The sequence below is a fragment of the Embleya sp. NBC_00888 genome, assembly GCF_045207655.1.
GTDB lineage: Bacteria > Actinomycetota > Actinomycetes > Streptomycetales > Streptomycetaceae > Embleya.
Window position 1 is genome coordinate 2,100,692 of record NZ_CP108784.1, and the last position, 23,831, is coordinate 2,124,522.

20 protein-coding genes and 1 tRNA gene are annotated in these 23,831 nt (G+C 71.6%); 11 read left to right on the forward strand and 10 right to left on the reverse strand.

The annotated features are described in order from the left end of the window. The first annotated feature begins 107 nt into the window (after window positions 1-107). Entirely contained in the window at window positions 108-1,322 is a 1,215-nt protein-coding gene (locus OG948_RS08250; protein WP_020551241.1) for an amidohydrolase family protein, read from the forward strand. A gap of 150 nt (window positions 1,323-1,472) precedes the next feature. Here OG948_RS08250 and OG948_RS08255 read toward each other — a convergent pair whose 3' ends face one another. Then, the gene (locus OG948_RS08255) at window positions 1,473-2,387 is read right to left on the reverse strand and encodes an SDR family oxidoreductase (RefSeq protein ID WP_406295058.1); all 915 of its coding nucleotides are present in this window, start codon (window positions 2,385-2,387) and stop codon (window positions 1,473-1,475) included. Window positions 2,388-2,532: 145 nt separating this feature from the next. Here OG948_RS08255 and OG948_RS08260 point away from each other — a divergent pair, with 145 nt between their 5' ends. After that, a complete protein-coding gene (locus OG948_RS08260) occupies window positions 2,533-3,750 on the forward strand; it encodes an amidohydrolase (RefSeq protein ID WP_406295060.1) in 1,218 nt (405 codons plus the stop codon). A 156-nt stretch (window positions 3,751-3,906) separates the two neighbouring features. On the opposite strand, the gene OG948_RS08265 is transcribed toward OG948_RS08260, so the two are convergent. Then, on the reverse strand, window positions 3,907-5,619 hold the full coding sequence (locus OG948_RS08265) for a choice-of-anchor A family protein (protein ID WP_406295062.1): 1,713 nt from the start codon (window positions 5,617-5,619) through the stop codon (window positions 3,907-3,909). A 346-nt stretch (window positions 5,620-5,965) separates the two neighbouring features. Here OG948_RS08265 and OG948_RS08270 point away from each other — a divergent pair, with 346 nt between their 5' ends. Then, the gene (locus OG948_RS08270) at window positions 5,966-6,916 is read left to right on the forward strand and encodes a hypothetical protein (protein ID WP_406295063.1); all 951 of its coding nucleotides are present in this window, start codon (window positions 5,966-5,968) and stop codon (window positions 6,914-6,916) included. A gap of 18 nt (window positions 6,917-6,934) precedes the next feature. Here OG948_RS08270 and OG948_RS08275 read toward each other — a convergent pair whose 3' ends face one another. After that, window positions 6,935-7,858: a LysR family transcriptional regulator gene (locus OG948_RS08275; RefSeq protein WP_406295065.1), complete on the reverse strand. Its 924-nt coding sequence runs from the start codon at window positions 7,856-7,858 to the stop codon at window positions 6,935-6,937. A gap of 74 nt (window positions 7,859-7,932) precedes the next feature. On the opposite strand from OG948_RS08275, the gene OG948_RS08280 reads away from it, so the two are divergent. The 3 genes from OG948_RS08280 to OG948_RS08290 all read left to right on the forward strand — a co-directional run bounded on the left by OG948_RS08280 (window position 7,933) and on the right by OG948_RS08290 (window position 9,708). Beyond that, the gene (locus OG948_RS08280; protein WP_406295067.1) at window positions 7,933-8,877 is read left to right on the forward strand and encodes an EamA family transporter; all 945 of its coding nucleotides are present in this window, start codon (window positions 7,933-7,935) and stop codon (window positions 8,875-8,877) included. A gap of 196 nt (window positions 8,878-9,073) precedes the next feature. Continuing rightward, window positions 9,074-9,289 carry a type II toxin-antitoxin system VapB family antitoxin gene (locus tag OG948_RS08285; protein ID WP_406295069.1) on the forward strand — a complete coding sequence of 72 codons (216 nt, stop codon included), beginning with the start codon at window positions 9,074-9,076 and terminating at the stop codon, window positions 9,287-9,289. After that, window positions 9,286-9,708: a PIN domain nuclease gene (locus OG948_RS08290; RefSeq protein ID WP_406295071.1), complete on the forward strand. Its 423-nt coding sequence runs from the start codon at window positions 9,286-9,288 to the stop codon at window positions 9,706-9,708. Before OG948_RS08285 ends, OG948_RS08290 begins: the two co-directional genes overlap by 4 nt. A gap of 123 nt (window positions 9,709-9,831) precedes the next feature. Here the strand turns inward: OG948_RS08290 and OG948_RS08295 are convergent, their stop codons facing one another. From OG948_RS08295 to OG948_RS08320, 6 genes are all read right to left on the reverse strand, one after another. Continuing rightward, window positions 9,832-10,791: an electron transfer flavoprotein subunit alpha/FixB family protein gene (locus OG948_RS08295; protein WP_406295073.1), complete on the reverse strand. Its 960-nt coding sequence runs from the start codon at window positions 10,789-10,791 to the stop codon at window positions 9,832-9,834. A gap of 117 nt (window positions 10,792-10,908) precedes the next feature. Beyond that, window positions 10,909-11,670, reverse strand: coding sequence for an electron transfer flavoprotein subunit beta/FixA family protein (locus OG948_RS08300; RefSeq protein WP_395868949.1), 762 nt, complete (start codon window positions 11,668-11,670; stop codon window positions 10,909-10,911). A gap of 283 nt (window positions 11,671-11,953) precedes the next feature. After that, window positions 11,954-13,240, reverse strand: a complete 1,287-nt coding sequence (locus tag OG948_RS08305; RefSeq protein WP_406295076.1) for an adenylosuccinate synthetase — start codon at window positions 13,238-13,240, stop codon at window positions 11,954-11,956. After that, window positions 13,237-14,229, reverse strand: a complete 993-nt coding sequence (locus tag OG948_RS08310) for a hypothetical protein (RefSeq protein WP_406295078.1) — start codon at window positions 14,227-14,229, stop codon at window positions 13,237-13,239. The genes OG948_RS08305 and OG948_RS08310 overlap by 4 nt, the downstream gene beginning before the upstream one ends. A gap of 68 nt (window positions 14,230-14,297) precedes the next feature. Next, a complete protein-coding gene (locus OG948_RS08315; RefSeq protein WP_406295079.1) occupies window positions 14,298-15,602 on the reverse strand; it encodes a lipopolysaccharide kinase InaA family protein in 1,305 nt (434 codons plus the stop codon). Further along, window positions 15,599-16,447 carry an NUDIX domain-containing protein gene (locus OG948_RS08320; RefSeq protein ID WP_406295081.1) on the reverse strand — a complete coding sequence of 283 codons (849 nt, stop codon included), beginning with the start codon at window positions 16,445-16,447 and terminating at the stop codon, window positions 15,599-15,601. The genes OG948_RS08315 and OG948_RS08320 overlap by 4 nt, the downstream gene beginning before the upstream one ends. 289 nt (window positions 16,448-16,736) lie before the next feature. On the opposite strand from OG948_RS08320, the gene OG948_RS08325 reads away from it, so the two are divergent. Continuing rightward, window positions 16,737-17,546, forward strand: a complete 810-nt coding sequence (locus tag OG948_RS08325; RefSeq protein ID WP_406300207.1) for an STM4013/SEN3800 family hydrolase — start codon at window positions 16,737-16,739, stop codon at window positions 17,544-17,546. Window positions 17,547-17,631: 85 nt separating this feature from the next. After that, window positions 17,632-17,707, forward strand: a tRNA-Thr gene (locus OG948_RS08330). 260 nt (window positions 17,708-17,967) lie between these two features. Here the strand turns inward: OG948_RS08330 and OG948_RS08335 are convergent. Continuing rightward, window positions 17,968-18,822 carry an ADP-ribosylglycohydrolase family protein gene (locus OG948_RS08335; protein WP_406295083.1) on the reverse strand — a complete coding sequence of 285 codons (855 nt, stop codon included), beginning with the start codon at window positions 18,820-18,822 and terminating at the stop codon, window positions 17,968-17,970. Between the two features lie 515 nt (window positions 18,823-19,337). Between OG948_RS08335 and OG948_RS08340 the strand changes: the two genes are divergently transcribed. The 3 genes from OG948_RS08340 to OG948_RS08350 all read left to right on the forward strand — a co-directional run bounded on the left by OG948_RS08340 (window position 19,338) and on the right by OG948_RS08350 (window position 23,731). Beyond that, on the forward strand, window positions 19,338-21,536 hold the full coding sequence (locus OG948_RS08340; protein ID WP_406295084.1) for a putative bifunctional diguanylate cyclase/phosphodiesterase: 2,199 nt from the start codon (window positions 19,338-19,340) through the stop codon (window positions 21,534-21,536). Between the two features lie 288 nt (window positions 21,537-21,824). Beyond that, window positions 21,825-23,066: a sensor histidine kinase gene (locus OG948_RS08345; RefSeq protein WP_406295085.1), complete on the forward strand. Its 1,242-nt coding sequence runs from the start codon at window positions 21,825-21,827 to the stop codon at window positions 23,064-23,066. Then, window positions 23,063-23,731: a response regulator gene (locus OG948_RS08350; RefSeq protein WP_406295086.1), complete on the forward strand. Its 669-nt coding sequence runs from the start codon at window positions 23,063-23,065 to the stop codon at window positions 23,729-23,731. Before OG948_RS08345 ends, OG948_RS08350 begins: the two co-directional genes overlap by 4 nt. Window positions 23,732-23,831 lie beyond the last annotated feature (100 nt).

A 23,831-nucleotide genomic window follows, 5' to 3' on the forward strand; every position in this document is an offset into this window, starting at 1 on the left:
GGCTGACGACCCGTCAGCAGGTTTCCTGGAGAGCGCAGGGTCCACGCGTCGCAAGCGGGGCCACCGCCGCCACCGAGGCCCATCGCACGTGCACCTAGGAGCAGGCCATGACGCTTGAGATCCCGCGCATCATCTCCGTGGACGACCACGTGGTCGAGCCCCCGGACCTGTGGACCTCGCGACTGCCCGCCAAGTACAAGGACCGGGGCCCGCGCGTGGTGCGCGACAAGGCGAAGTTCAACTTCATCGGCGGCGTGTTCTCCTACGAGCGCGGTGTCGAGGACGGCGAGTGGTGTGACTGGTGGCTCTACGACGACCTGGTCTACCCGTTCCCCAAGCTCTCGGCCGCGGTCGGCTTCGACACCCTGGACGTGACGCCGGTCACCTTCGACGACATCCGGCCGGGCGCGTGGATCCAGTCCGAGCGGCTCAAGGACATGGACGCGAACCACGTGGACGCGTCGCTGTGCTTCCCGAACATCCTGCCGCGCTTTTGCGGCCAGGCGTTCTACGAGCGCGAGGACAAGGAACTCGCGCTGCTGTGCGTGCAGGCCTACAACGACTGGATGATCGACGAGTGGTGCGCGGGTGACGGCAAGGGCCGCCTGCTGCCGATGACGATCATCCCGCTGTGGGACGCGAACCTGGCCGCCGCGGAGGTGCGGCGGTGCGCGGCGAAGGGCTCGTTCGCGGTCGCCTTCTCGGAGAACCCGGTTCCGCTGGGACTGCCGTCGGTGCACGACAAGGACCGCTTCTGGGACCCGTTCTTCCGGGCGTGCGAGGAGACGAACACCATCGTCTGTATGCACATCGGGTCGTCCTCGAAGATGCCGTCCACGTCGCCGGACGCGCCGTTCATCGTCTCCTCGGTGCTGACCTTCCAGAACGCCATGGGCTCGATGGTCGACTACATCTTCTCCGGCGTCTTCGACCGCTTCCCGAAGATGAAGATCGCCTACGCCGAGGGCCAGGTCGGCTGGATGCCGTACGTGATGGAGCGCGCGGACAAGCTGTGGGAGGAGCGCGACGACAACGCGTTCGGCTCGTCGCTGACCCAGAAGCCCAGCTCGTACATCCAGGACCGGATCTACGGCTGCATCTTCGACGACGAGATCGGCCTGCGGAACCGCGACGTGATCGGCATCGACCAGATCTGCTTCGAGGTCGACTACCCGCACGCCGACTCGACCTTCCCCAACACCCACAAGGTCGCCTTCGACATCGCCACGAAGGCGGGTCTGACCCAGGCCGAGTGCGACAAGCTCTTCCGCACCAACGCGATCAAGGCCTTCGGCCTGGAGCGCTTCGGCATCACGAAGTAGCCCACCGCCCAACCTCCGCCGGCCGCACCCCACTCCCCCGGGGCGCGGCCGGCGGTTTCGTTCGTGCGGTGGCCCTCGCCGTGGCAACGGCCGCCGCCCGAAGCGAGATCGGCGGCGGCCGGCCCAGGGACCAAAGCACCTTCGGGAGGGTTACTTGCGGGTGCCGCTCATGTCGGCGTTGCCGGCGGCCTTGGCGACCAGGTCCGGGATCACCTCGGTGAGTTCGGCGGGCGTCCAGCGGGCGCCCTTGTCGATCGTGGGCCCGTTGGACCAGCCCTCGGCGACGCTGATCGAGCTGCCGGTGACGGAGAAGACCCGGCCGGTGACGCCGGCCGAGGCGGGGCTGCCGAGCCAGACCACGAGCGGGGCGATGTGCTCGGGAGCGAGTTGTTCGGCGAGCTTCGCGGCGGCGTCCTCGTCGGCGAAGCCGGCCAGGTCCTCGGTCAGCCGGGTGAGCGCGGTGGGGGCGATCGCGTTGACCGTGACGCCGTAGCGGCCCAGTTCCTGCGCCGCGATGATGGTGAAGCCCGCGATACCGGCCTTGGCGGCGCCGTAGTTGGTCTGGCCGACGTTGCCGAAGATGCCGGACGGCGAACTGGTGTTGATGATCCGGGCGTCGACGTGCTCGCCCGCCTTGGCCAGCCCCCGCCAGTACGCCGCCGCGTGGTGCGCGGGCGCGAAGGTGCCCTTGAGGTGGACCCTGATCACCGCGTCCCACTCGGCCTCGGACATGTTGGTCAGCATCCGGTCGCGCAGGATGCCCGCGTTGTTGACCAGGACGTCGAGCCGGCCATAGGTCTCGATCGCCTGCCCGATCAGCGCCTCGGCGCCGGCGAAGTCGGAGATGTCGTCGGTGTTGGCCACCGCCTCGCCGCCCGCCGCGACGATCTCCGCCACCACGGCCTGCGCCGGACCCGCCGACGCGCCCGTGCCGTCGCGCGCGCCGCCGAGGTCGTTCACCACGACCTTGGCACCCTCGGCCGCGAACGCCAGCGCGTGCGCCCGCCCGATGCCGTTGCCCGCACCCGTCACGACGACGACGCGTCCCTCGCAGATCCCGCTCATGTGACCCCTCCGATGCTTGTCGACCGCTTCCGACGACCGCTACGGAGGTCACAGTATGTTGAGACCGTTGCCGCGTACATCCTTTGTCCGACCACGCGGTCGAACGACGCGCGCACGGCGCGCGGGTCGCGAAAGGAGTTGCCCCATGGGGAACCTGCCGACCGGACCGGACGAGGTTTCGCCCGGCCTCGCGGAGCTCTACCGGGACCTGCACGCGCACCCCGAACTCTCCTTCCACGAACACCGCACCGCGAACGTGATCGCCGAACGGCTCGACGCGGCCTGGACGGTCACCCGGGGCGTCGGCGGCACCGGCGTGGTCGCGGTGCTGCGCAACGGGGACGGACCCACGGTGTGGATGCGCGCGGACATGGACGCGCTGCCGGTCCGCGAGGCCACCGGGCTCGACTACGCGTCGACGGTCACCACCGCGGACGGCGTACCGGTGATGCACGCGTGCGGGCACGACGTTCACGTGACCTGCCTGCTGGGTGCGTGCCGGGTGCTCGCGACCCACCTCGACACGTGGCACGGGACGGTGGTCGCGCTGTTCCAACCGGCCGAGGAGATCGGCCGGGGCGCGCGGGCGATGCTCGACGACGGACTGCTGGAGCGTTTCCCCCGTCCGGACGTGGTGCTCGGCCAGCACGTGGCCCCCGGGCCGGCCGGGATGCTCGCGCACTGCCCGGGCACGGTGCTGGCCGCCGCCGACTCGCTCACCATCCGGCTGCACGGCCGGGGCGGACACGGGTCGCAGCCCGAACACGCGGTGGACCCGGTGGTGATGGCCGCGTCGTTGGTGATGCGGTTGCAGACGGTGGTCTCCCGGACGGTGGGTCCGATGGAGCAGGCCGTGGTCACGGTGGGCCGGTTGCAGGCCGGTACGAAGGACAACATCATCCCGGCCGAGGCGGAACTGGGCGTCAACGTACGCAGCTTCGACGAGGGTGTGCGGGCCCGGGTGTTGGCCGCGATCGAGCGGTTGACGGTTGCCGAGGCGCAGGGGGCGGGCGCGCCGAGGGAACCGGAGATCGAGACGACGCACAACTTTCCGCTCACCGTCAACGACGCGGCCGAGACCGAGCGGGTCCGGGCCGCGCACGCGGCGGCGTTGGGCGAGGAGCGGGTCCGGATCATGGGCCCGGCGTCCGCGAGCGAGGACTTCGGCCTGTTCGCGACCGAGGCCGGCGTGCCGTCGGTGTTCTGGATGTTCGGCGGCGACGACCCGGCCGACTTCGGTCCGGACGGTCCGAGCCGACCGGTGGTGGCCAACCACTCGCCGTACTTCGCGCCGGTGATCGAGCCGACCATCGAGACCGGCGTCCGCGCACTCCTGATCGCGGCGGGCGCCTGGCTCGGGTAGCGGCCCTCGGCGACGGCCGTCGCAACGGGACCGGCGGCCGAGGTGGCAGCGGCGGCCGGAGAGCAGACCGACCACCGCGAACGGGAAGGGCCGCCGGAGGTGGGAACGGCCCCCGATCTTCGAGGAGATCGAGGGCCGTTCGGGGTCGGATGGGTACTACGCGCGGCTACGACCACGCGAGCGGTAGACGAACATCAGGGCCACACCGATGCCGATGGCGATCGCGCTGCCGCCGAGCAGTACCGCGGCACTGCCGGGCATCCCGCTGTGCGCGAGGTGCGATCCACCGGATCCGCCGATCCCACCGCCGCCACCGTCACCGCCGTGGCCGCCGCCCGGGCCGCCGGCGTGGCCACCACCGGCGCCGCCGTGCGGCTTGGTGTGCGCACCGGAGGGTACGGCCGACTTGCTGGCGGAGGGCGAGGCCGAGGAGGAGCCGGACGGGCTGGCCGACGGCGAGGCGGACGGCGACACCGACGGGGAGGCCGACGGACTGGCCGAGGGGCTCGCCGACGGACTGGCCGACGGGCTCGCCGAGGGGCTCGCCGAGGGGCTCGCCGAGGGGCTCGCCGAAGGCGAAGCGGACGGCGAAGCCGAAGGAGACGCAGACGGGGAGGCCGACGGACTGGCCGAAGGCGAAGCCGAGGGGCTCGCGCTCGGGCTGGCCGAAGGACTCGCCGACGGGGAGGCCGACGGGCTCGCCGAAGGCGAAGCGGACGGGGACGCGGACGGAGACGTGGACGGCGAGGCCGACGGGCTGGTCGACGGCGACGCGGACGGCGACGCCGACGTGGGCCCGCCGCAGTCCGGCAGGTCACCGTCGAACGGGTACCGGTGGAATTCGGAACCCGACGACGACTCGTGGATCAACGAACCGGCGGTGAAGAACCGCCCGTTCATCCCCGGCACCGACACGGTGGTCGTGCTCGCCGGGTTGCCCACCAGCACGCTGCCCTGGAACTGGGCAGAGCCCTTGATGGTCACCGACGTGGCCTCGGGGAAGTTCCACAGCAGCCGCTCGCGCAGCCCGGCGGGGATGTCCACGCTGGAGGAACTGATCACCCGGGTCGTCCCGGTCAGGTTGACCAGGACCGTGGCGGTCGGGGGGATGCCGACGAACGAGATGCCCTGGTCGCCGTTGGTCATGGGATTGGGATTGAGCATGTCGAAGTCGACGTTGAACACCTGGAGCTCGGACGTACCGTCACCGGTGAACAGCGTCTCGAAGCCCACGTTCGTGGCGGCGCCCGTGGCGGCGCGAAGCCTCCCGTCCGGGAACGCGTAGCAGCTCGAGGAGTCGGTCAACTGGGGCCGCAGCCCGGCGTACGGCGCCGCCGCCGAACCGTCCTTGACCGCAGGGGGCGACACGGTGCCGCCGGTGAAGCTGCCGGCGTAGCGCACCACCCCGTTCACCGTGCCCTCCTCGGCGAGGAGGCTCTGGCCGGTCGCGACCGTGAGGTTGCCGCCGACGGTGAGGAAGTCCGTTCCGTTGTCGGGGGGCACCCGGGTGCCGACGCCCACGACGCCCACGTTGTAGACGCTGGACCCCGGTGGGGATGTCTTGTTCATGTCGAAGTTGCCGAGGGCGACCAACTTGCCCTCGGCCTCCGCGGCGGATCCGCGTACGGACCAGTCGCCGCCGACGAACATGTTGATGCCGTTGTCTCGACCAAGGATCGGGTCGTTGTTGGGTACGACATTCGAGGTGTCCGGACACGTTCCTGGGATGCAGGGGCCAAGGCCGCCGGGCAGCGGCTTGGCGAAGCCCATGACAGCGAACACGCAGACGAGGATCACACCGCCGAGGGTGACGACTCCGGACAGCGCGAGGCCCGTCGCGCGGATCCGGGCATTCGGTTTCCTGTGCATTCATGAAAGATCGGACATAAGTCTACAAATCGTCACAAGGCGCGCAGGGGATTCCCCCGAATGCCTCTGCCGAGGCGGCGCGTCGCTCGTCGTCAACCGAGATGCGTACGGTCCGCCTACGCCGCAGGTATGGGATGTGATCCACCGGTCCGAATCGGAAACCGGGTACGGGACACGATCGTTGGCGTGGCGAGACGAGGCGGGGAGGGCGCCGCGCGAGGGTCGGAATCGAGCCGCGCGCGGGCGGGCCGCCGCGAGGGTCGTGCGTCGGACCCCCGCGTGGCCGGCAGGGTGTCCGTAGCCGTCCTCGCGGTACATCCGAAATCTTGGTGCATGGGAGTCTTCTGTGATCGTCGGACTGGTCACCGCTGTCGCGGCCTCCGCGTGTTACGGCGTCGGGTCGGTGCTGCAAGCGGTCGGGTCGCGGCGATCCGCGCGCGAGGAGGAGGCCAAGCGGGCGGAGCGGGGCGGTGGCACCGCCCAGGTGACCGGGTACGGCGGTCCGAGCCTGTCCTCGACCGCCAAGGCCGCGGTCACGTGGGAGTTCATCGTCGGGACCCTGCTCGACTTCGTCGGCTTCGCGCTGGGCGCGTTGGCCGCTCGGCTGCTCCCGCTGTTCCTGTCCCAGACCATCATCAGCGCGAACCTGGTGATCACCGCCGTACTCGGGATCAAGCTGCTCAAGATCAAGCTGTACCGGGCCGACTGGACCTCGATCGGGGTGGTGTGCGGGGCGCTGGTCCTGCTCGGCATCGCGGCCGGGCCCGAGGGCGACGGGCACAGTCCGCGCGCCACGCACTGGTGGGTGCTGATCGTCACGTTCGTGGTGATCGTCGGCGGCACCGTGCTGGTCCGCTTCCTCGGCGCCAACGGCGCGATCGTCGCGGGCCTGCTCTCCGGACTCGGCTTCGGCGGACTCGGCATCGGCGTACGGATCCTGGACGGCGTCGACCCGTTCGACCTGGGCAAGCTGGCCGCCGACCCGGCACTGTACGCGGTGCTGATCGGCGGCATCGGCGGGATGTACCTGCACACCATCGCGTTGCAGATCGGCTCGGTGAACGGCGCGACGGCGGCGCTCGTGGTCGGCGAGACGGTGGTGCCGGGCGCGGTGGGCGTGCTGTGGCTCGGCGACACCTCGCGGGACGGGCTGGCCTGGATGGCCGTGCTGGGCTTCGTGCTCGCGGTGTCCGGCGCGGTGGCCGTCGCGTACTTCGGCAAGCACGAACCGCAGGAACCTTCCGGCACGCCGGACCCGGATCCCGCCGAGACACCCGAGGCCGCCGCGCGGGGTTGACCGGGGGCGGCCGGGCCCTCAGGGCCGGCCGGCCCCCGCGCGGTCCCGGGCCGCGAGTTCCGCGCCGACCGCCCGCAGCGTGCTCAGCAGCGGCGAGGGGCCGTATCCCCGACGGACCGCCGCCATCAGATGCCGGCGCGGCGCGGGCGCGGCGATCGGCCGCAGCAGTACGCCGGACGGCAGCGCCGGCTGGGCCAGCCGGGGAATGATCGTCACGCCCAGACCGGCCGCCACCAGCGCCAGTTGGGCGCCGAAGTCGGTCGAGGTGTGCACCAGACGGGGCTGGAACCCGGCTTGATGGCAGGCCGTCAGGAGCAGCCCGTGGCACGCGGTCCCGGGCGCGGTGATGATCCAGTCGGCGTCGGCGAGGTCGGCCGCCAGGGAGACCTCGGCCCGCTCGGCCAGCGGGTGCCCGCTCGGCAGCGCGATCTCGAACGGCTCGTCCAACAACGGGTGCAGTTCGATCCGCGGATGGTCGGGCGCGGGCATGTCCGGGTGCGTCATCACGACCGCCACGTCCAGTTCCCGGGCGGGCAGCAGCGGGAGCGCCTCCTCGGTCTCGTACTGGACCACCTCGAACCGCCAGCCCGGATGGCTCACCTTGAGCCGGGCCAGCGCCGGCCCGACCAGGCCCGAGATGCCGGACGGGAATGCGGAGATCCGGGCCCGGCCGATCCGCCCGTCGCGCTGCGCCGCGAGGTCGGCACGGGCCTGCTCAAGGCGGGTCGCGATCGCGTCGGCGTGGCCGAGCAGCACGTGCGCCGAGGCGGTCAGGCGTACGCCGCGACCGTGCTTCTCCAGCAGCACCGCGTCCGCCTCACGGGCGAGCACGGCCAACTGCTGCGAGACGGCGGACGGGGTCAGGTGCAGCGACTGCGCGGCGGCGGCGACGGTGCCGTGTTCGTCGAGCGCGCGCAGAATGTTCAGTCGCTTGAGTTCCATGAAGGAAAACTACCGATTGAAGTCCGGAAAATGTAGATGGACCTGATGGATGGCCGGGCCACACACTTCTGATCATGACCCGTACCGATTCCCTGTGGGCCGCGCTCGTCAGCGTGATCTGGGGAGTGAACTTCGTCGCGATCGACGCGAGCCTCGACGACTTCCCGCCCTTTCTGCTGGCCGCGCTGCGGTTCACCCTCGTCGCGTTTCCGGCGGTGTTGTTCATCAAGCGGCCGAAGACGAGTTGGTGGCTGATCATCGGGGTCGGGCTCACGGTCAACGTGGGCCAGTTCGCGTTCCTGTTCAGCGCGATGCACGCGGGGATGCCGGCCGGGTTGTCCTCGGTGGTGATCCAGTGCCAGGCGATGTTCACCGTGCTGTTCGCGGTGGTGATGCTGCGCGAGATCCCGGGCCGGACCCGGCTGATCTCGCTCGCGGTGGCCGCGCTCGGGATGGGCGTGATCGCGTTCGGGCGGGGCCAGGGCGCGTCGTTGTGGCCCTTCGTACTGGTGATCGGCGCGGGGGCGTCCTGGGGCTTCGGCAACATGCTCACCCGGAAGGCGGGCATCCCGGGCGGCACCGGCCTGGTGGTGTGGTCCGCGCTCGCCGCACCGCTTCCGCTGCTGGCGCTGTCGCTGACGGTGGAGGGCCCCGGCCGGGACCTGGACGCGCTCACCTCCGCCTCCTGGAGCGGCGTCGGCGGCCTGGCCTTCACCGTCGTACTGTCCTCCTGGCTCGGCTACGGCCTGTGGTTCGCCCTCCTGGGCCGCCGCTCCGCCTCCGCGGTGGCCCCGTACGGCCTCCTCGTCCCGATCGTCGGCATCCTCACCGCCTGGGCCATCCTCGGCGAACGCCCCGGCCGGCTCGAATCCCTCGGCGCCGCGATCGTCCTCATCGGCATCGGCCTGGCAACCCTCACCGGCACCCCCAAGCCACCCCCGACCACCCTCACCCCGCCACCCACCAACCCGCCGCTCCCCCCACTCCCCCTCGAAACCACCGGCGGCTCCCGAACCTGACCCGACCTCGCGGGCGCCGATGGGCAGCCTCGATCCACCCTGGATTTCGGAACATATTCAACGAATGGCGGCTGTGCTTCGCCACCAACGAGGCCGCCAAGGGCCCGGGGGCGAACCCGCGACCGGCACTGGCCGACACCCGGATTCCAGATCGGATATCATTGCTGCAATAAATGATATCAACGGAGGTGCATCGATGGCTCGAACCGTGATCGACCTCGACGATGATCTGGTCGCCGCCGTGGCTCAGGCCTTGGGAACCGGCACGAAGCGGGAGACGGTCAACACCGCCCTCCGCGAAGTCCTGGACAATCGGCGGCGTGCACTCGCGCTCACTCGGTTGCGTGCGGCGGCCGACACCGATGCCTTCGACCTCGATGTCCTCGACGACAAGCGAAACTACCGTCGGTGAGCGCCGCGCAATTCCTGATCGACACCAGCGCGCTCGCGCGATTCATGCGGAGTGACGCCGAGCAATTCGGCTGGGACCAAGCCGCCGGGGCCGGCCTCATCGCGACCTGCCCCATCACCGAACTCGAATTCTTCTTCAGCGCCCGTACGGCGGCGGACCGGGCCCGGGGCATCGAGGACATGCGGCTGCTGTTCGGCTGGGTTCCGGTGGACGACCGGGCGTACGACCGCGCCTGGCAGGTCCAGGGCGAACTCACCGATCGGGGGCATCATCGCAGCGCCGGAGCCGTGGATCTGGTCGTCGCGGCCACGGCGGAACTCCAGGGCCTGACACTCCTCCACCGCGATCGAGACTTCGACTGCATTGCGGCCGTTACCGGGCAGCCACTCCAGTGGTACGGCCCGGCATCCGGCAAGTAGCGTCCGGTGGCGGGAAATCGCCGGCGCCCATACCGGCCCGGCAGGTATGGATCGACCCCGCGACCGGGGGCGTCCCGGTGCGGGGTCGTCACGCGCGAAGGGGCCGGAAGGCGCCCCCGTACGCTACTTGCGCTTGTTGATTTCGGCTTCGAGTTGGGGCATCACCTTGAACAGGTCGCCGACCACGCCGTAGTCGACCAGGTCGAAGATCGGCGCGTCCTCGTCCTTGTTGATCGCCACGATGGTCTTCGAGGTCTGCATGCCCGCGCGGTGCTGGATCGCGCCGGAGATGCCCACCGCGATGTAGAGCTGCGGCGAGACCTGGGTGCCGGTCTGGCCGACCTGGTGGCTGTGCGGGTACCAACCGGCGTCCACCGCCGCGCGCGAGGCGCCCACGGCCGCGCCGAGCGCGTCCGCGACCGACTCGATCACGTGGAAGTTCTCCGCGCCGTTGACGCCGCGGCCACCCGAGACGACGATGTCGGCCTCGGTCAGCTCCGGGCGGTCGGACTTCTCGCGCGGGGCGCGCGAGACGACCTTGGTGCCGGTGGCGGCGGCGCTGAAGTCCACCGTCACGGCCTCCACGGTGGGGGTGGCCGGGGCCTCCTCCGGAGTGGCGGCGTTGGGCTTGACGGTGATGATCGGGGTGCCCTTGGTGACGTGCGCCTTGACCTGGTAGGTCGCGGCGAACACCGACTGCTCGGTGACCGGGCCGTCGGCGCCGGCCTCGACGTCGACGGCGTCGGTGATCAGGCCCGACTCCAGGCGCACCGCGACGCGCGCCGCGATCTCGCGGCCGTCGGCGGAGGAGGCGACCAGGATCGCGCCCGGCTCGCCGCTCTCGGCGATCCGGGTGAGCGCGTCGACGGCCGGGGCGACGAGGAAGTCGTCGACCTCGGGGGCGTCCACGACGTAGACCTTCTGCGCGCCGTACTTGCCCAGCGTCTCGGTGGCGCCCTCGGCGCCCTTGCCCAGGAAGACCGCCGCGGGCTCACCGAGGCGGCGGGCCAGGGTGAGCAGTTCCAGGGTCGGCTTGCGGACCGCGCCGTCGGCGTGGTCGACGAGAACGAGAATCTCGGCCATGTGGGGTTCTCTCCTTGTCCGGTACAGCCCGGATTTCTCCGGCCGGGTTGCGATGCTTGGCCGCTCCGGGAGCGACCGCCACAAACGTGTCGAAACAGTCCGGTGCTGCTGACCGACTCAGATGAACTTCTTGGCGGCGAGGAACGCGGCGAGCTGCACGCCGCCCTCGCCCTCGTCCTCGACGACCTCGCCCTTGGCGCGCGGCGGGCGCTTGGTCGCGGTGTCCACGATCGACCACGCGGCGGACAGGCCGACCTGGTCCGACTCGATGCCCAGGTCGTCCAGGTCGAGCGACTCCAGCGGCTTCTTCTTGGCCGCCATGATGCCCTTGAAGGACGGGTAACGGGCTTCGCCGGTGCGGTCGGTGACCGACGCGACGGCGGGCAGCGCGGCCTCGATGCGCTCGGTGGCGACGTCGCCCTCGCGACGGCCCTTGACGGTGCCGCCCTCGACCGCGATCTCGTCCAGGTAGGTGACCTGCGGGACGCCCAGGCGCTCGGCCAGCATGGCCGGCACGACGCCCATCGAGGCGTCGGTGGAGGCCATGCCGCACAGGACCAGGTCGAAGCCGGCGTGCTCGATCGCCTTCGCCAGGATCAGCGAGGTGCCCAGCGCGTCGGTGCCCGCGATGTCGTCGTCGTTGACGTGGATGGCCTTGTCGCCGCCCATCGCCAGCGCCTTGCGCAGCGCGTCCTTGGCATCGTCCGGACCGACCGTCAGGTACGTGATCTCGGCCTCGACGCCGGACTCCACGATCTTGAGAGCCTGCTCGATCGCGTACTCGTCCAGCTCCGACAGCAGGGAGTCGACCGACTCGCGATCGGTGGTGCCATCGTCGTTGAAGCCCCGGTCCCCGGTCGCGTCGGGTACGTACTTCACGCAGACAACGATTTTCACAACAGTTCTCCTGTGGTCGTCCGGTCACCCAGGTGCCGGTCCGAGGGTGTCATGCCCGTCGACCGGGTCGGCGACAGGCCCACGGTTCCGGCCCCAAGATCCATCGATCTTCGCGCCACGATGCCACGCCCGCGCGGGGGCGCACGCGTGACACAGGGCACATTCAGTTCTGACGGTCCGTCAACTTCTGCTTCGAGAGTACGCGGTTCCGGTAAAGCCGCTGACCACCGACCCGAACTCGACCTCCCGCGGACCTCCCCGACAGCTATGTTACCGGAGAGTAATAGGAGCCTAGTACCGGCTCCTCGCGCTTGTCACCGGTACGCGGTCCGAACGAGAGCAAGGTCACCGGGGCGCCCAGTTCGGCAGCGACGAATTCCGGCCACGCCGCGGACGCCGGCCCCGGCTCCACGACCGGTCGCGCGGCGAACATGTGCCCGGTCAGCCGCTCGGCATGCGCGAGGTCGCCGCCCGGACCCACGCGGGGCTCGACACCCCGGTACGACCGGACCACGCCCACCGCCGCCGCCCGCCCGGGTACGTCCGCGTGGGTGAGCGCGAGCCCGTGCACGCCCCCGCACACCGCGACCGCGTACCGATGCGCGACCGCGTCGAAGTGGCCGACCCGGAACGCGCCCTGCCAGCGCCCGGTCCCGTTGTGCGCGTCCGGCAACGCGGCGGTCAGCGCCGCGTCCTCGGTGGGCAGCGGCCCCGCGCCGTGCCGGGTGGTGTAGGTGCGCAGCACGCCGAGCCGGTACAGCGGCTCACCCGCCTCGGCGGCCAGCGTCTCGGCGTTCGCGAACGTCGTGGTCGACCACGTCGTGTACGGATGGAACCCGTGCCACTCGTCGAGCAGCACGCCCTGCGCCCCCTCGAAGACCACCGGACCGCCGCGCAGCAGCTCGCGCGCGTACGCGCGATCCACCATCCGCACCGCCCGCCCGAAGCCCAGGAACGCCTCCGCGCAGGCCGCCACCTCCGGCCCCAGCGGTGTCCCGAATTCGGCGCTCAGCGCGTCCCGTACGGCGGTCAGCCGGCGGTGCAGCAGCCGCGGCGAGCCGCAGTCCCCCACCCGCGGCGCCGCCTCGGGGTGGGCCAGCGCGAACGCCGCGGTCTCCCCCACGCCCATCCCGCACGACCCGTGCCGGTCGGCCCCGCGGGCCAGCTCCCGGGCCCGGTTGGCCGCCGCGTGGTACGGCGTGGTCAGCAGCGCCTCCCGGTCCGCGGTGAGCAGCGCGAACGGGTCGGGCACGCCGAGCGCGCGCAGGTGCTCGGCCTCGGCCGCCAGCGCGAGCGGGTCCACCAGCATGAACCGGGACAGGTGGGTACGTGTGCCCGGGGTGAAGGTGCCCGAGCCGAACTGGGCGAACGTGTGGTGCCGCCCGTCGTCGGTGACCACGTTGTGCGCGGCCTGCGCGCCGCCGTTGAAGCGCACCACGGCGTGGACCGGCCGCCCCTCCTCGCGCGCTCGCGCGCACAGCCGGTCCACCGTGGTGCCCTTGCCCGCGTCGCCGAACCCCAGGTCGACGACCGCGACATGACGTGGGGTCACAGACGCGGGGTGCCCGTGCCGTCGCCGTCCAGGCCCGGCAGCGAGCCGGAGACGGCCACGCCGCCGCCGGCGCGGGCGTAGGACGCCAGCGCCTTGGAGACGTTGGCGACCTGGGCCGTGGCGCCCACCTCGCGCAGGTGGTCCAGGCCCTCGTCCAGGTCGATCGCGTCCTCGGCGAGTCCGATGGTCAGCGCGATCGTCTCGCACACGCCGTCCGGATCGTCGAGTTCGATCACGTTCTGCCGCAGCAGGCCCTTCCACTCGCCCAGCACCTCGGTGTCGCCCACGTAGGACGATCCGGCCGGGAGGATGTAGTAGACCTCGTACATCCGCTGGAGTTCGGCCAGGATCCGCTCGATCGGGATGTCCTCGGCGAGGTCGTCGCCGATGAACTCCTTCACCTCGGACCGGCGCACCTTGCGGTAGGGCATCTCGTCGCCGATCACGAACAGGTAGCCGCGCTTGCCGCGCTTTTCGTGACAGTCGATCGAGGTGTGCCGGGCCATGAAGTACAGCGCCAGCTCGTAGGATTCGCGCTTTTGCCCACCACCCCCGCCCTCCAGGAGGATGTTGCCGAGCTGGTCGTCCATCCGGTTGTCCGACTCGAACTGGCCGATCTGCAACGGGACTCGGTCACACGTCGCGTCCCCTATCGCGCCGAACATGATCTGCGGGTCCTGCACGTAGCCCTTGCGCAGCAACAGGCCGAACAGTTCGGGCAGTTTGGTCTGCAGGGTCTGCGGGACCCGCAACATCGAGCCGGTCACGTCGAAGAGCACCGAGATGGCCAGCGACGTGGGGTGCTCGTCGCTGTCCCGGCTCTCCCGCGTGCCCGCCAGGGTCGGGTCCAGGTCCGCGTGTGCCTTCCAGGCGCTGCGCGGCGTGCTGTGCTTGGTGACGTGGTCGTAGTGGAACGCGCTGCGGCCGGCGGCCGCGTTGTAGCTCTGTGCCGCGTCGTAGACGTTGGTGGACCAGTTGCCACTGCCCATGGTGCTCACTCCCCGATCGGGACGAATGGGATCACTGCGCCGGGACGGCCGTCGGGGCCGCGCCGGCTCTATACGGAATCGACGGACCCGCCGGCGACCGACCCGCCCCCGGTCGACGTGCCCGCGGCCGGATTGCTCGCGGCTGCTTTGCTCGCGGCCGGCTTGCCGCCGGCCGGTTCGCCGCCGGCGCGCTCGGTCCGGTCCGCGCCGCCCGCGGCTCGCGGCTCGCGCCGCGTCGGCATCGCGAACGGCCGGAAGCGACGCGGGCCGTAGAGCTTGCCGAGCAGTTCGTCCAGCTCGCCGAGCAGCTTCCACGCGTCGTGCGGGCGGCGCGCGGGAGCGGGCAACGAGCAGCCCCGGGCGAAGCGCAGCAGCGGCTTGGGCGCGTCCGGGGCGAGCAGGCCGGTGACGCACTTGGTCGCCATGTACACGTCGGCGGCGGTCTCCGGCGGCTGCTTTCCGGGGATCTCCGGCGGGTACAGGTCCGCGTGCCGATCGATCATCGCGGGCACGTGCTCGACCGCCTTGGCGCGCAGGATCGCCTCCGGTCGGGCGGCGTCGCCCGGGCCGTCGAGCAGCACCGAGTAGCACCAGTCGACCAGGACCAGGCCGTGCTCGCGCGGGTGGATCAGCACGTGGTCGGGGGTGATCGCGCCGTGCACGACGCCGGCGCGGTGCGCGTACCCGATCGCCACCAGCAGGCGGCGCCACATCCAGGCCACGTCGCGCGCGTCCAAGCCGTCCGGGTACGCCTCGCGCACCTCGGTCAACGAGCGGAAGCCGCGCACCCGTTCGATCACGTTGGCGCGTCGTTCGACGCCCGACTTGGCGTCCCGGTGCCGGAAGGTCTCGATCAGCCGGGGCACGTAGTTCGCGTACTCGGGGTCGCCCTCGCGGGCGATCCGTTCCAGCGCGGTGGCCTCGCGCTCCATCAGGTCGTTGTCGGCGACCGAGCGCGGCAGCTTGAGCAGCGCGCGCGCCTCGCCGTCGTCCTCGGCCCGGTAGCCGACCTTGTACAGCGTGGCGATGTCGCCGCTCGCGCGCTCCTCGCCGACCGAGTAGACCCGGCGCTTGGTGGTGATCACCACCTGGCGGCCGGTCACGCCGGTGATGTCCTGCTGATAGCGATTCCACAACTCGCCCAGCTCGGTGAAGGCCGCGGCGGCCTCGGCCCGGCGGGCGGGCGGCGCGGTGTCCGGGTGGAGCAGGCGGGCCAACTGTCGGTAGGTGCGGTTGCCCGCGCGCAGACAGGCCTCCGGCGTGCCGTCGTAGGGCCCGAAGACACCTTGCGGGTCCGGCGCTTCGCCCAGCAGGTCGAGCGCGGCTTCGAAGGTGGTGGGCGTGGTCGAGGTGGTGCCGGGCGTCCTGGTCATCGGGAGTCCTCCTCCGGGGACGGGCGCAGCAGCGCCGGGTGCAGCAGACGTGCGGGGCCCGCGCGGTACAGCCGGGCGCGGCGACCGCCGCGAGCCCCGCCGCGCGCGGTGGTGGCGCCGGTGTCGCGGACGAAGCCGGGCACCGACAGCACCTTGCGATGGAAGTTGCCGGCGTGCATGGGCTGTCCCCACACCGCCTGGTAGACCTCGCGCAGTTCGGTGATGGTGAACTCCTCACCCGCGAACGCGGTGGCCAGTGGCGAGTATTCGAGTTTGGCGCGGGCGCGCTCGAGGCCGTCGGCCAGGATGCGCGCGTGGTCGAAGGCCAGCGCGCCGGGATCGACGTCGGCCACCGGCACCCACAGGGCGTGCGCGGCGTCGCCGCCGGCGGTCGGGTCGGGCAGGTCCGGCGCGAAGGCGAGGTGCGCGACCGAGACGATCCGCATCCTCGGATCGCGCCCGGGCGCACCGTAGGTGCCGAGTTGTTCCAGGTGCACCCGGTCGAGTCGGGCGCCGGCGGCGAGCCCGGTCTCCTCGGCCAGTTCGCGCTCGGCGGCCTCGCCGAGGTCCTCCTCGCGCCGCGTGCCGTCCGGGTCGACCACGGGCCGCACGAAGCCGCCGGGCAGCGCGAGCCGGCCCGCGAAGGGCATCTCGCCGCGCCGCACGAGCAGCACGTGCAGCGCCTTGGCCGGGCCTTCGGCCGCGCCGTCGGGGTCGCCCCCGGCCGCGCCGGTGAGTTGACGGATCGTCAGCGCCACGATGTCGACGGTCACCGCGATCGGTTCCCAGGCTCTGGGGTCGTAGGACGCGAGCCAGTCGCGTTCGGTGATGGCGGTGTCGGCCATGTCGCACTTCCCTCCGATGTGCCCACTGCGCTGCACGTCCGACGCGGCCCCGGCGGTTCACGTTCCCGACACCGACGCGACGGTTGTTCTCCGAATGAGATGTTCTTAGGTTGAGAACAACATACACGGCGACCCGGACACCGGGCGAGGGGGTTATCCCTCGAAGAGTCGCCTCCCTCTGGTAGGCATGGGCGATCCATTCGCCGCCCGCGTGCGGGCCACCGGCGGCGGCCCGGAACACCCGAGCAGAAGCGGAGAAGGTGGCATGTCCGATATGACCGGTCCCGACATGAACGCCGTCGTCGGCGAGCAGGACCTACTGCTCGTCACGCTCGACGCGCTGCGGTACGACGTGGCCGTCGAACTCGCCGCGGCCGGCCGGCTGCCCAACCTCTCCCGGGTCCTGCCCGAGGGCGGCTGGCAGCGCCGATTCACCCCGGCCAGCCTGGCCTTCGCCGCGCACACCGCGTTCCTCGCGGGCTACCTGCCCACCCCCGCGGGCCCCGGCCCGCACCCGCGCCTGTTCGCCGCCCGGCTCGGCGACACCGAGTCCACGAACGCGCACACGTGGCAGTTCGACACCCCGGACCTGCCCAGCGCGCTGACCAAGGCGGGCTATCACACCGCGTGCATCGGCGGTGTCGGCTGCTTCGACAAGCAGGGCGCGCTCGACTCCGTGCTGCCGGGCATGTTCGCCGAGAGCCACTGGGACCCCGAACTCGGCGTCACCTCGCCGATCTCGTTCGAGGCCCAGGTCGCCCGCGCCGAACTGGTGGTCGGCGGCCTGGACCCGGACCGCCGGCTGTTCCTGCTCGTCGACGTCGCGGCCATCCACCACCCGAACTGGTTCCACACCCCCGGCGCCACCGCCGCCGACGGCGACAACCGCGACACCCACGCGGCCGCGCTGGAGTACGTCGACCGACACATCGGCCGGCTGTTTCGCGCGATGAGCTGCCGCAGGCCCTGCTTCGCGATCGTCACCAGCGACCACGGAACCGCCTACACCGAGGGCGGCGAACCGGACACGGCGCACGCGCGCGACGTGGTCTGGACGGTCCCCTACGCGCAGTTCACGATGAGCCCCGGCGAGTGGTGAACACGCTCCGGCGAACCGGCCCGGGACCCGCTCGTGGATCAAGTTGGCGAACCGAACGCGGATCCGGTAAGTTTTCGCCGCGCAGGCCCCAATAGCTCAGTCGGTAGAGCGTCTCCATGGTAAGGAGAAGGTCTACGGTTCGATTCCGTATTGGGGCTCCAGGCAAGCGAGAGGCCCCCCGGTCCGCCGGGGGGCCTCTCGTGTTTCGCGCGTCCGGCGCGTCGCCCGACCGGGGTGTCACCGGGCCGCTTGCTCGGCCCGTCCGTCGCCTCGCCCGACCGTGGTTGGGGCCGACCGTCGTTCCCCCCGGCCGGTCGCGTCGCCCGCGCGTGCCTCGGGACGACTCGGGGGCGGTCTTTCGCCGACCTTTCACCGGCCCGCACGGCCCCGGAAACGGTCCGGCGGTGCCGGCGGGCGCCGCTCAGCCGAACCGGGCCGTCAACCGGGCGTCCAGGCCCGCGAGATGGTCCCGCCCGTACGGGCCGTTCTCCAGGCCCGCCAGCAGCGCCGGCGGCAGGTCCTGGGCGTATTCCGCGGAGCAACTCGCCGCCGCGAGCGCGATCGTGGCCACCGTGTCCACGTCGCCGGTGTACGCCACGCACGCCTTCAGCAACGCGGCCGTGCCGGTGTTCGCCGCCAGCGCGGTGATCGCCGCGCGGGTGCTGTCCATGCCGGGCGAACCGACCTTGCCGCGCCACGGCGTGGCCCACACCGCCGGGCCGGTGGAGGCCGGCAGCGTCGCGGCCAGCCAGGTCGGCAGCTCCGCGACCGGGCCCAGGCCGTACCGGCAGTAGTGCACCGCGAGCGCCGCGGCGGTCGCCGAGGTCATCCCGCCGAGCGTGCGGTGGGTGATCCGCGCCTGTAGCGCCGCCGTGCGGCGTACCTCGGCGAGGTCGGGCAGCAGGCCCAGCACGCCCGCGCGCATCGCCGCGCCGCTCTTGTCGCTCTCCGGCCGCAGCACCGCCAGGAGCTGCGCCCCGTCCGCGACTTCCTCCAGAACGCCTCGAAAGCCCCGCGCGTATCCGGCGCGCGCGTCGCGCTTGTACGCCCGCACGAACAGGTCCGCGAGTACCGGGATTCCGTGATCGTCGCCGAGTATCCATTCCGCGACCGCGATACTCATCTGCGTGTCGTCGGTGTATCGGCCGGGCAGCACGTCACGATGACGAGGATGCTGCACATAACCGGCGAGTGTGTTGCCTCGCGCCACGAACGACCGATCCGCGTACTCGAACCCGGCCCCGTACGCGTCACCGACCGCGAGTTCCACCAACATCGAGACCACAACCCCCACTCGGGTGGTGCGTCGTTCGCCCGCGGCGGCTGCGCCCCACCTCGCCGACGCAAGCCGGTAGAGCGTACCGTGGCCCGGGGGCGGCAACCTGATGGTCCGTCAGTCGTCGCGTCGGGAGCCCTGCGTGCGCCGGAGTACGAGGGCGTACGCCACAATTCGGTACGGACCCGCGCGCACCACCTGTCCCTCTCCGGAGTGATGCTCCTCGCGCCGTGTCCAACTGCAAGACGTTTCCGCGCCGCGGCGGATACCGTCAACGATGATCACGCGATCGTCGGGGCGCACCGGACGTACCAACCGGCTCGTCCGAACGGGTGATAACGGGTGATATGGCTCGTTCACACGGCCGCCGGGGATTGCGGCCGGCTCGTCCGAGCGGCGACCGCACCGACATTGCGCGGTGGCGGATCGCCCCCGAGGAGGAAAGGTGGGGCGGTGGATCGACCATCGTGGGCGCCGGGCACAGCGTGGGTCCAGGCGTGCCGGGGGGCCGGCGCATGCGCCCGGACCACCGTGGGGAGCGCAGGGTGAACGGCGGAACGGACGACGCGCGGGCCGACGGGGCCGAGGCGTCGCTGAGCCGGTTCGCCCGCGACTGGGCCCGCACCATCGAGGGCACCAGCTTCGTCCCGTTGAGCGGTGCCGAGATCGAGCAATACCTGCGCGGGCAGGCGCTGCGGATGGCGCAGGCGCTGCGCACCGAGCCGTTCGACCCGGCCGCCGCGCGCGACGTCGGCGCGTCCCTGGTCGGCGAACACTTCACCGGCAGCGGCACGCTGGAGCGCACGCTGGGCCTGGTCGGCCCGTGGTGGCCCATCCTGCGCCGCGACGCGGTCGCCCGCGGCCAGGACCCCGAGGCGTACCTGGAGCGGATCGCCGCGCTGATGGGCGCCCTCGCGGCGGGCTACGCGGAGGCGCTGCGCAGACGGACCCTGGACGAGCAGGAGGCCATCCACGCCGCCGTCCTGGTCGCTCGTGACAGTGCCGAGCACGCACTGCACACGAGTGAAGCGCGCTTTCGGGCGGTTTTCGATCAGGCCGCGCTCGGCATCGGGATCGGCGACGTCGACGGCAACGTGATCGACGTCAACCAGGCGATGACCACGATGTTCGCGGCCAGCGTCGAGGAGATGTGCAAGCGGCAGGTCCGCGACTTCATGCACGACGGCGACACCGACCACATGTGGAAGCTCTACGACGAGTTGATCAGCGGCGAACGCGACCACTTCGCGCTGGAGAAGCAGTTCGAGAAGGCCGACGGCGAGACGTTGTGGACACATCTGTCGCTGTCCCTGGTCCGCGACTCCAAGGGCAACCCGGAGTACCAGGTCTGCATGCTGGAGGACGTCACCGACCGGCATCGCCTGCACACCAGGCTGCGCCACCAGGCGATGCACGACCAGCTCACCGGGCTGCCCAACCGCGCGTTGTTCGTCGAGCGGCTGACCGCGGCGTTCGAACACCCTGGCCCCGGGGACCGGGTCGGCCTGTGCTACCTGGACCTGGACGGGTTCAAGGTGGTCAACGACAGCCTCGGGCACGACGTGGGCGACCAGCTACTGGTCGCGGTGGCCCGGCGGCTGAGCCGGTACGCGGGCCAGGCCGGGCATCTGATGGCCCGGATGGGCGGCGACGAGTTCGTCATCCTGGTCGAACACTCCACCGGGACCGGGCAGGTGGTGGCGCTGGCCGACGGCGTGTTCGCGGCGTTGCGCGAGCCGTTCCGGATCCGCGGCCACGACCTGACGGTCACCGCGAGCATCGGCATCGTCGAGCGGCCGGTGGCCGGCACCAGCCCGGCGGACACGCTGCGCGCGGCCGACATAACGCTGTACTGGGCCAAGTCCGACGGGCGCGGGCGCTGGACGGTGTTCGACACCGACCGCAACGACCGCGAGGTGGCCCGCTACACGCTGTCCGCGGAGATGCCCGCCGCGCTGCACCACGGCGAGTTCTACGTCGACTACCAGCCGCTCGTCTCGCTCGCCGACGGCGGGGTGCTCGGCGTCGAGGCGCTGGTGCGCTGGCGCCATCCGCGCAACGGCCTGGTCGGTCCGGATCGATTCATCGGGCTGGCCGAGGAGACCGGGCTGATCGTCCCGCTGGGCATGCACGTGCTGGAGCAGGCCTGCCGTGAGGCGCGCCGCTGGCAGGACCTGGAGCCGGACGGCGCGCCGTTCATCAGCGTCAACCTGGCCGAACGCCAGTGCCGCGAACCGGGCCTGGTCCGTCAGGTGGAGCGGGTGCTGGCCGAGACCGGCCTGGATCCGGGTCGGCTGCAATTCGAGCTGACCGAGAGTCAGATCATGTCCACCGACGGTGGTCCGCTGGAGCGGCTGCGCGAACTGGCCGCGATGGGCATCCGGATCGCGATCGACGACTTCGGCACCGGCTACTCGAACCTGGCCTATCTGCGCCGACTGCCGGTGTGCGAGCTGAAGATCGCCGGCTCCTTCGTCGAGGGTCTGCGCCAACCCGGCGACTCCGATCCGGTGGACGGCCGGATCGTGGCCTCGCTGGTCGAACTGGCGCACGCGATCGGCCTCACGGTGACGGCCGAGGGCATCGAGACGGCGGTCCAGGCGGAGCGGCTGCGGGCGATCGGCTGCGACGCGGGGCAGGGCTGGTACTTCTCCCGGCCGGGACCGCCCGATCGCATCGAGGGCATGCTGGCGGGGGTCAAGGAGCGGAGCTGAGGGTGCGGGGTCGGGGCGCGCGGGTCGGTGCACGCCGGCGGCGCGGGTCGGGGCGCGCGGGTCGGCCGAGGGCCGGGCGGCGCGGGTCGGGCACGCGGGGCGCGCCCTGATACCCGTAGTACTTCGGAGCCACCCCGCGGGTGAACCCCTGGGCGGGACGCCCACGGGTACGGAGGGCGCCTAGCGTCGCCTCCGGGGCGTGGTCGGAGCCCGCCCGGAGGGCGGAGGTGGGGCATGCCTAGGGTTGATCATGTGCGAAAGGGGAGGAACGGGCGGATCGGGACGGCGGTGACCACAACGGCCCGCGCGCTGCGGCACGACCTGTGGAACCCGAAACCCGATCCGCTGCCGCGCGGCTGGCGGGACTGGCAACCGGCTTCCGCGGTGCTGTTGGTGGTCCTGGTGATCCCCGTCGGGGTGATCAACATCAACCAGAGCGCGTGGCAGTACGGCCTGGGCAACGATGTCGGCCTGCTGCTCGGCGGGATCGGGCCGGCGGCGGTGGTGGCCGCGATGTTCCGGCCGGTGCCGGCCTGGTGGGCGGCGACCGCGGCGATGGTGCTGACCGCCCTGCTGGCGGATCCGGCCGGCCCGCAGCTCTATCCGTGGACCGGGGCCGGGATCGCGGTGCACGCGGGCGTGCTGTTCCTGGTGGCCCTGCGCTCGCGCCCGCGCGTCGCGGCCGAGGCGCTGCTGGTCAGCGTGCTGGCCGGGCTGGGCTGCATGGCGGACCCGCTGCCCGGGTCCCGGTCCGACCTGATGCAGGCCGCGCTGATGATGACCGCCGCGGCGGTGATCGGCGCCGCGCTGCGCGGGCGTCGGGTGGCCCGGACCGAGCTGGTGGTCCAGGCGGAACTGACCGCCGAGGAGCGGGCCCGGCGCACCCTCCTGGAGGAACGCGCCAGGATCGCCCGCGAGTTGCACGACGTGGTCGCGCACCACATGTCGGTGATCTCCATCCAGGCGCAGGTCGCCCCGCACTTGGTGGAGAACCCCTCCGACGCGCTCAAGGAGAACCTGGTCGGCATCCGCGCGAACGCGGTCGACGCGCTCACCGAACTGCGCCGGGTGCTGGGTGTGCTGCGCTCGGAGGACGAGTTGTCCGACGCCATGCGGCACGCCCCGCAGCCCACGCTGGACCGGCTGGACGAGTTGGTCGACAACGTGCGCGGCGCGGGTCTGCGGGTCGACACCCGGATCACCGGCGAGCGGCGGGCGCTGCCGCCGGGGGTGGAACTGTCCGGGTTCCGCATCGTGCAGGAGGCGCTCAGCAACGTGCTGCGGCACGCGCCCGGGGCGGCGATCCGGGTGGAACTGGGCTACCAGGAGACCGGGTTGGCCATCCGGGTCGCCAACACCGCGGCCGAGGCTTCGGAGCCGCCCGGGCAACCGGCCGCGTCGGCCGGCGGGCACGGGTTGCTCGGGATGCGCGAGCGGGTCGCGATGCTGGGTGGGGAGTTCGCCGACGGGCCCATTCCCGGCGGCGGTTACGAGGTAGTGGCCAGGCTTCCGTTGGAGGATCGTTCGTGACCATCCGGGTGTTGATCGCCGACGACCAGATGATGGTCAGACAGGGCTTCACCGTGCTGTTGAACGCGGAGCCCGACATCGAGGTGGTCGGGCAGGCCGTGGACGGCCTCGACGCGGTCGGGCGGGTGGCCGAACTCGCCCCCGACGTGGTGCTGATGGACATCCGGATGCCGCGGCTGGGCGGCATCGAGGCCACCCGGCGGATCACCGGTACCGGCGACGGCTCGGTCAAGGTCCTCGTACTGACCACGTTCGATCTGGACGAGTACGTGTACGAGGCGCTGCGCGCGGGTGCCTCCGGGTTCCTGCTCAAGGACGCCTCCGCCGAGGAACTCGCGCACGCGGTACGGGTGGTGGCCGCCGGCGACGCGCTCCTGGCGCCGAACATCACCAAGCGCCTGATCACCGAGTTCTCCCGGCTGGGCGGCGCTCCCCGGACCCCGCTCAAAGAGCGGCTCGGCGATCTCACCGAGCGGGAAACCGAGGTCCTGTCCCTGATCGCCCAGGGCCTGTCCAACGCGGAGATCGCCGCCGCGTTGGTGGTGGCCGAGCAAACCGTGAAGACCCACGTCGGCCGAATCCTGATCAAACTGGGCCTCCGCGACCGAACCCAGGCAGCGGTCTACGCCTACGAATCCGGCCTGATCCGCCCGACGGGCTATTGAGCGGCGAGCGCACGGGGCGGTGGGGTGCGGTCGGTGTGTGGGACGCGCGGGGCGGGATCAGGTGGTTCGGGGCGGGCCGGTGTCACGCTGGGCCTTCAGG

What these genes read in the sequence shown, in the direction of transcription:
- OG948_RS08250 (WP_020551241.1), top strand. Translation starts at nt 108, where the DNA reads ATGACGCTTGAGATCCCGCGCATCATCTCCGTGGACGACCACGTGGTC.
- OG948_RS08255 (WP_406295058.1), bottom strand. Translation starts at nt 2,387, where the DNA reads ATGAGCGGGATCTGCGAGGGACGCGTCGTCGTCGTGACGGGTGCGGGC.
- OG948_RS08260 (WP_406295060.1), top strand. Translation starts at nt 2,533, where the DNA reads ATGGGGAACCTGCCGACCGGACCGGACGAGGTTTCGCCCGGCCTCGCG.
- OG948_RS08265 (WP_406295062.1), bottom strand. Translation starts at nt 5,619, where the DNA reads ATGCACAGGAAACCGAATGCCCGGATCCGCGCGACGGGCCTCGCGCTG.
- OG948_RS08275 (WP_406295065.1), bottom strand. Translation starts at nt 7,858, where the DNA reads ATGGAACTCAAGCGACTGAACATTCTGCGCGCGCTCGACGAACACGGC.
- OG948_RS08280 (WP_406295067.1), top strand. Translation starts at nt 7,933, where the DNA reads ATGACCCGTACCGATTCCCTGTGGGCCGCGCTCGTCAGCGTGATCTGG.
- OG948_RS08285 (WP_406295069.1), top strand. Translation starts at nt 9,074, where the DNA reads ATGGCTCGAACCGTGATCGACCTCGACGATGATCTGGTCGCCGCCGTG.
- OG948_RS08295 (WP_406295073.1), bottom strand. Translation starts at nt 10,791, where the DNA reads ATGGCCGAGATTCTCGTTCTCGTCGACCACGCCGACGGCGCGGTCCGC.
- OG948_RS08310 (WP_406295078.1), bottom strand. Translation starts at nt 14,229, where the DNA reads ATGGGCAGTGGCAACTGGTCCACCAACGTCTACGACGCGGCACAGAGC.
- OG948_RS08315 (WP_406295079.1), bottom strand. Translation starts at nt 15,602, where the DNA reads ATGACCAGGACGCCCGGCACCACCTCGACCACGCCCACCACCTTCGAA.
- OG948_RS08320 (WP_406295081.1), bottom strand. Translation starts at nt 16,447, where the DNA reads ATGGCCGACACCGCCATCACCGAACGCGACTGGCTCGCGTCCTACGAC.
- OG948_RS08325 (WP_406300207.1), top strand. Translation starts at nt 16,737, where the DNA reads ATGAACGCCGTCGTCGGCGAGCAGGACCTACTGCTCGTCACGCTCGAC.
- OG948_RS08335 (WP_406295083.1), bottom strand. Translation starts at nt 18,822, where the DNA reads ATGTTGGTGGAACTCGCGGTCGGTGACGCGTACGGGGCCGGGTTCGAG.
- OG948_RS08340 (WP_406295084.1), top strand. Translation starts at nt 19,338, where the DNA reads ATGCGCCCGGACCACCGTGGGGAGCGCAGGGTGAACGGCGGAACGGAC.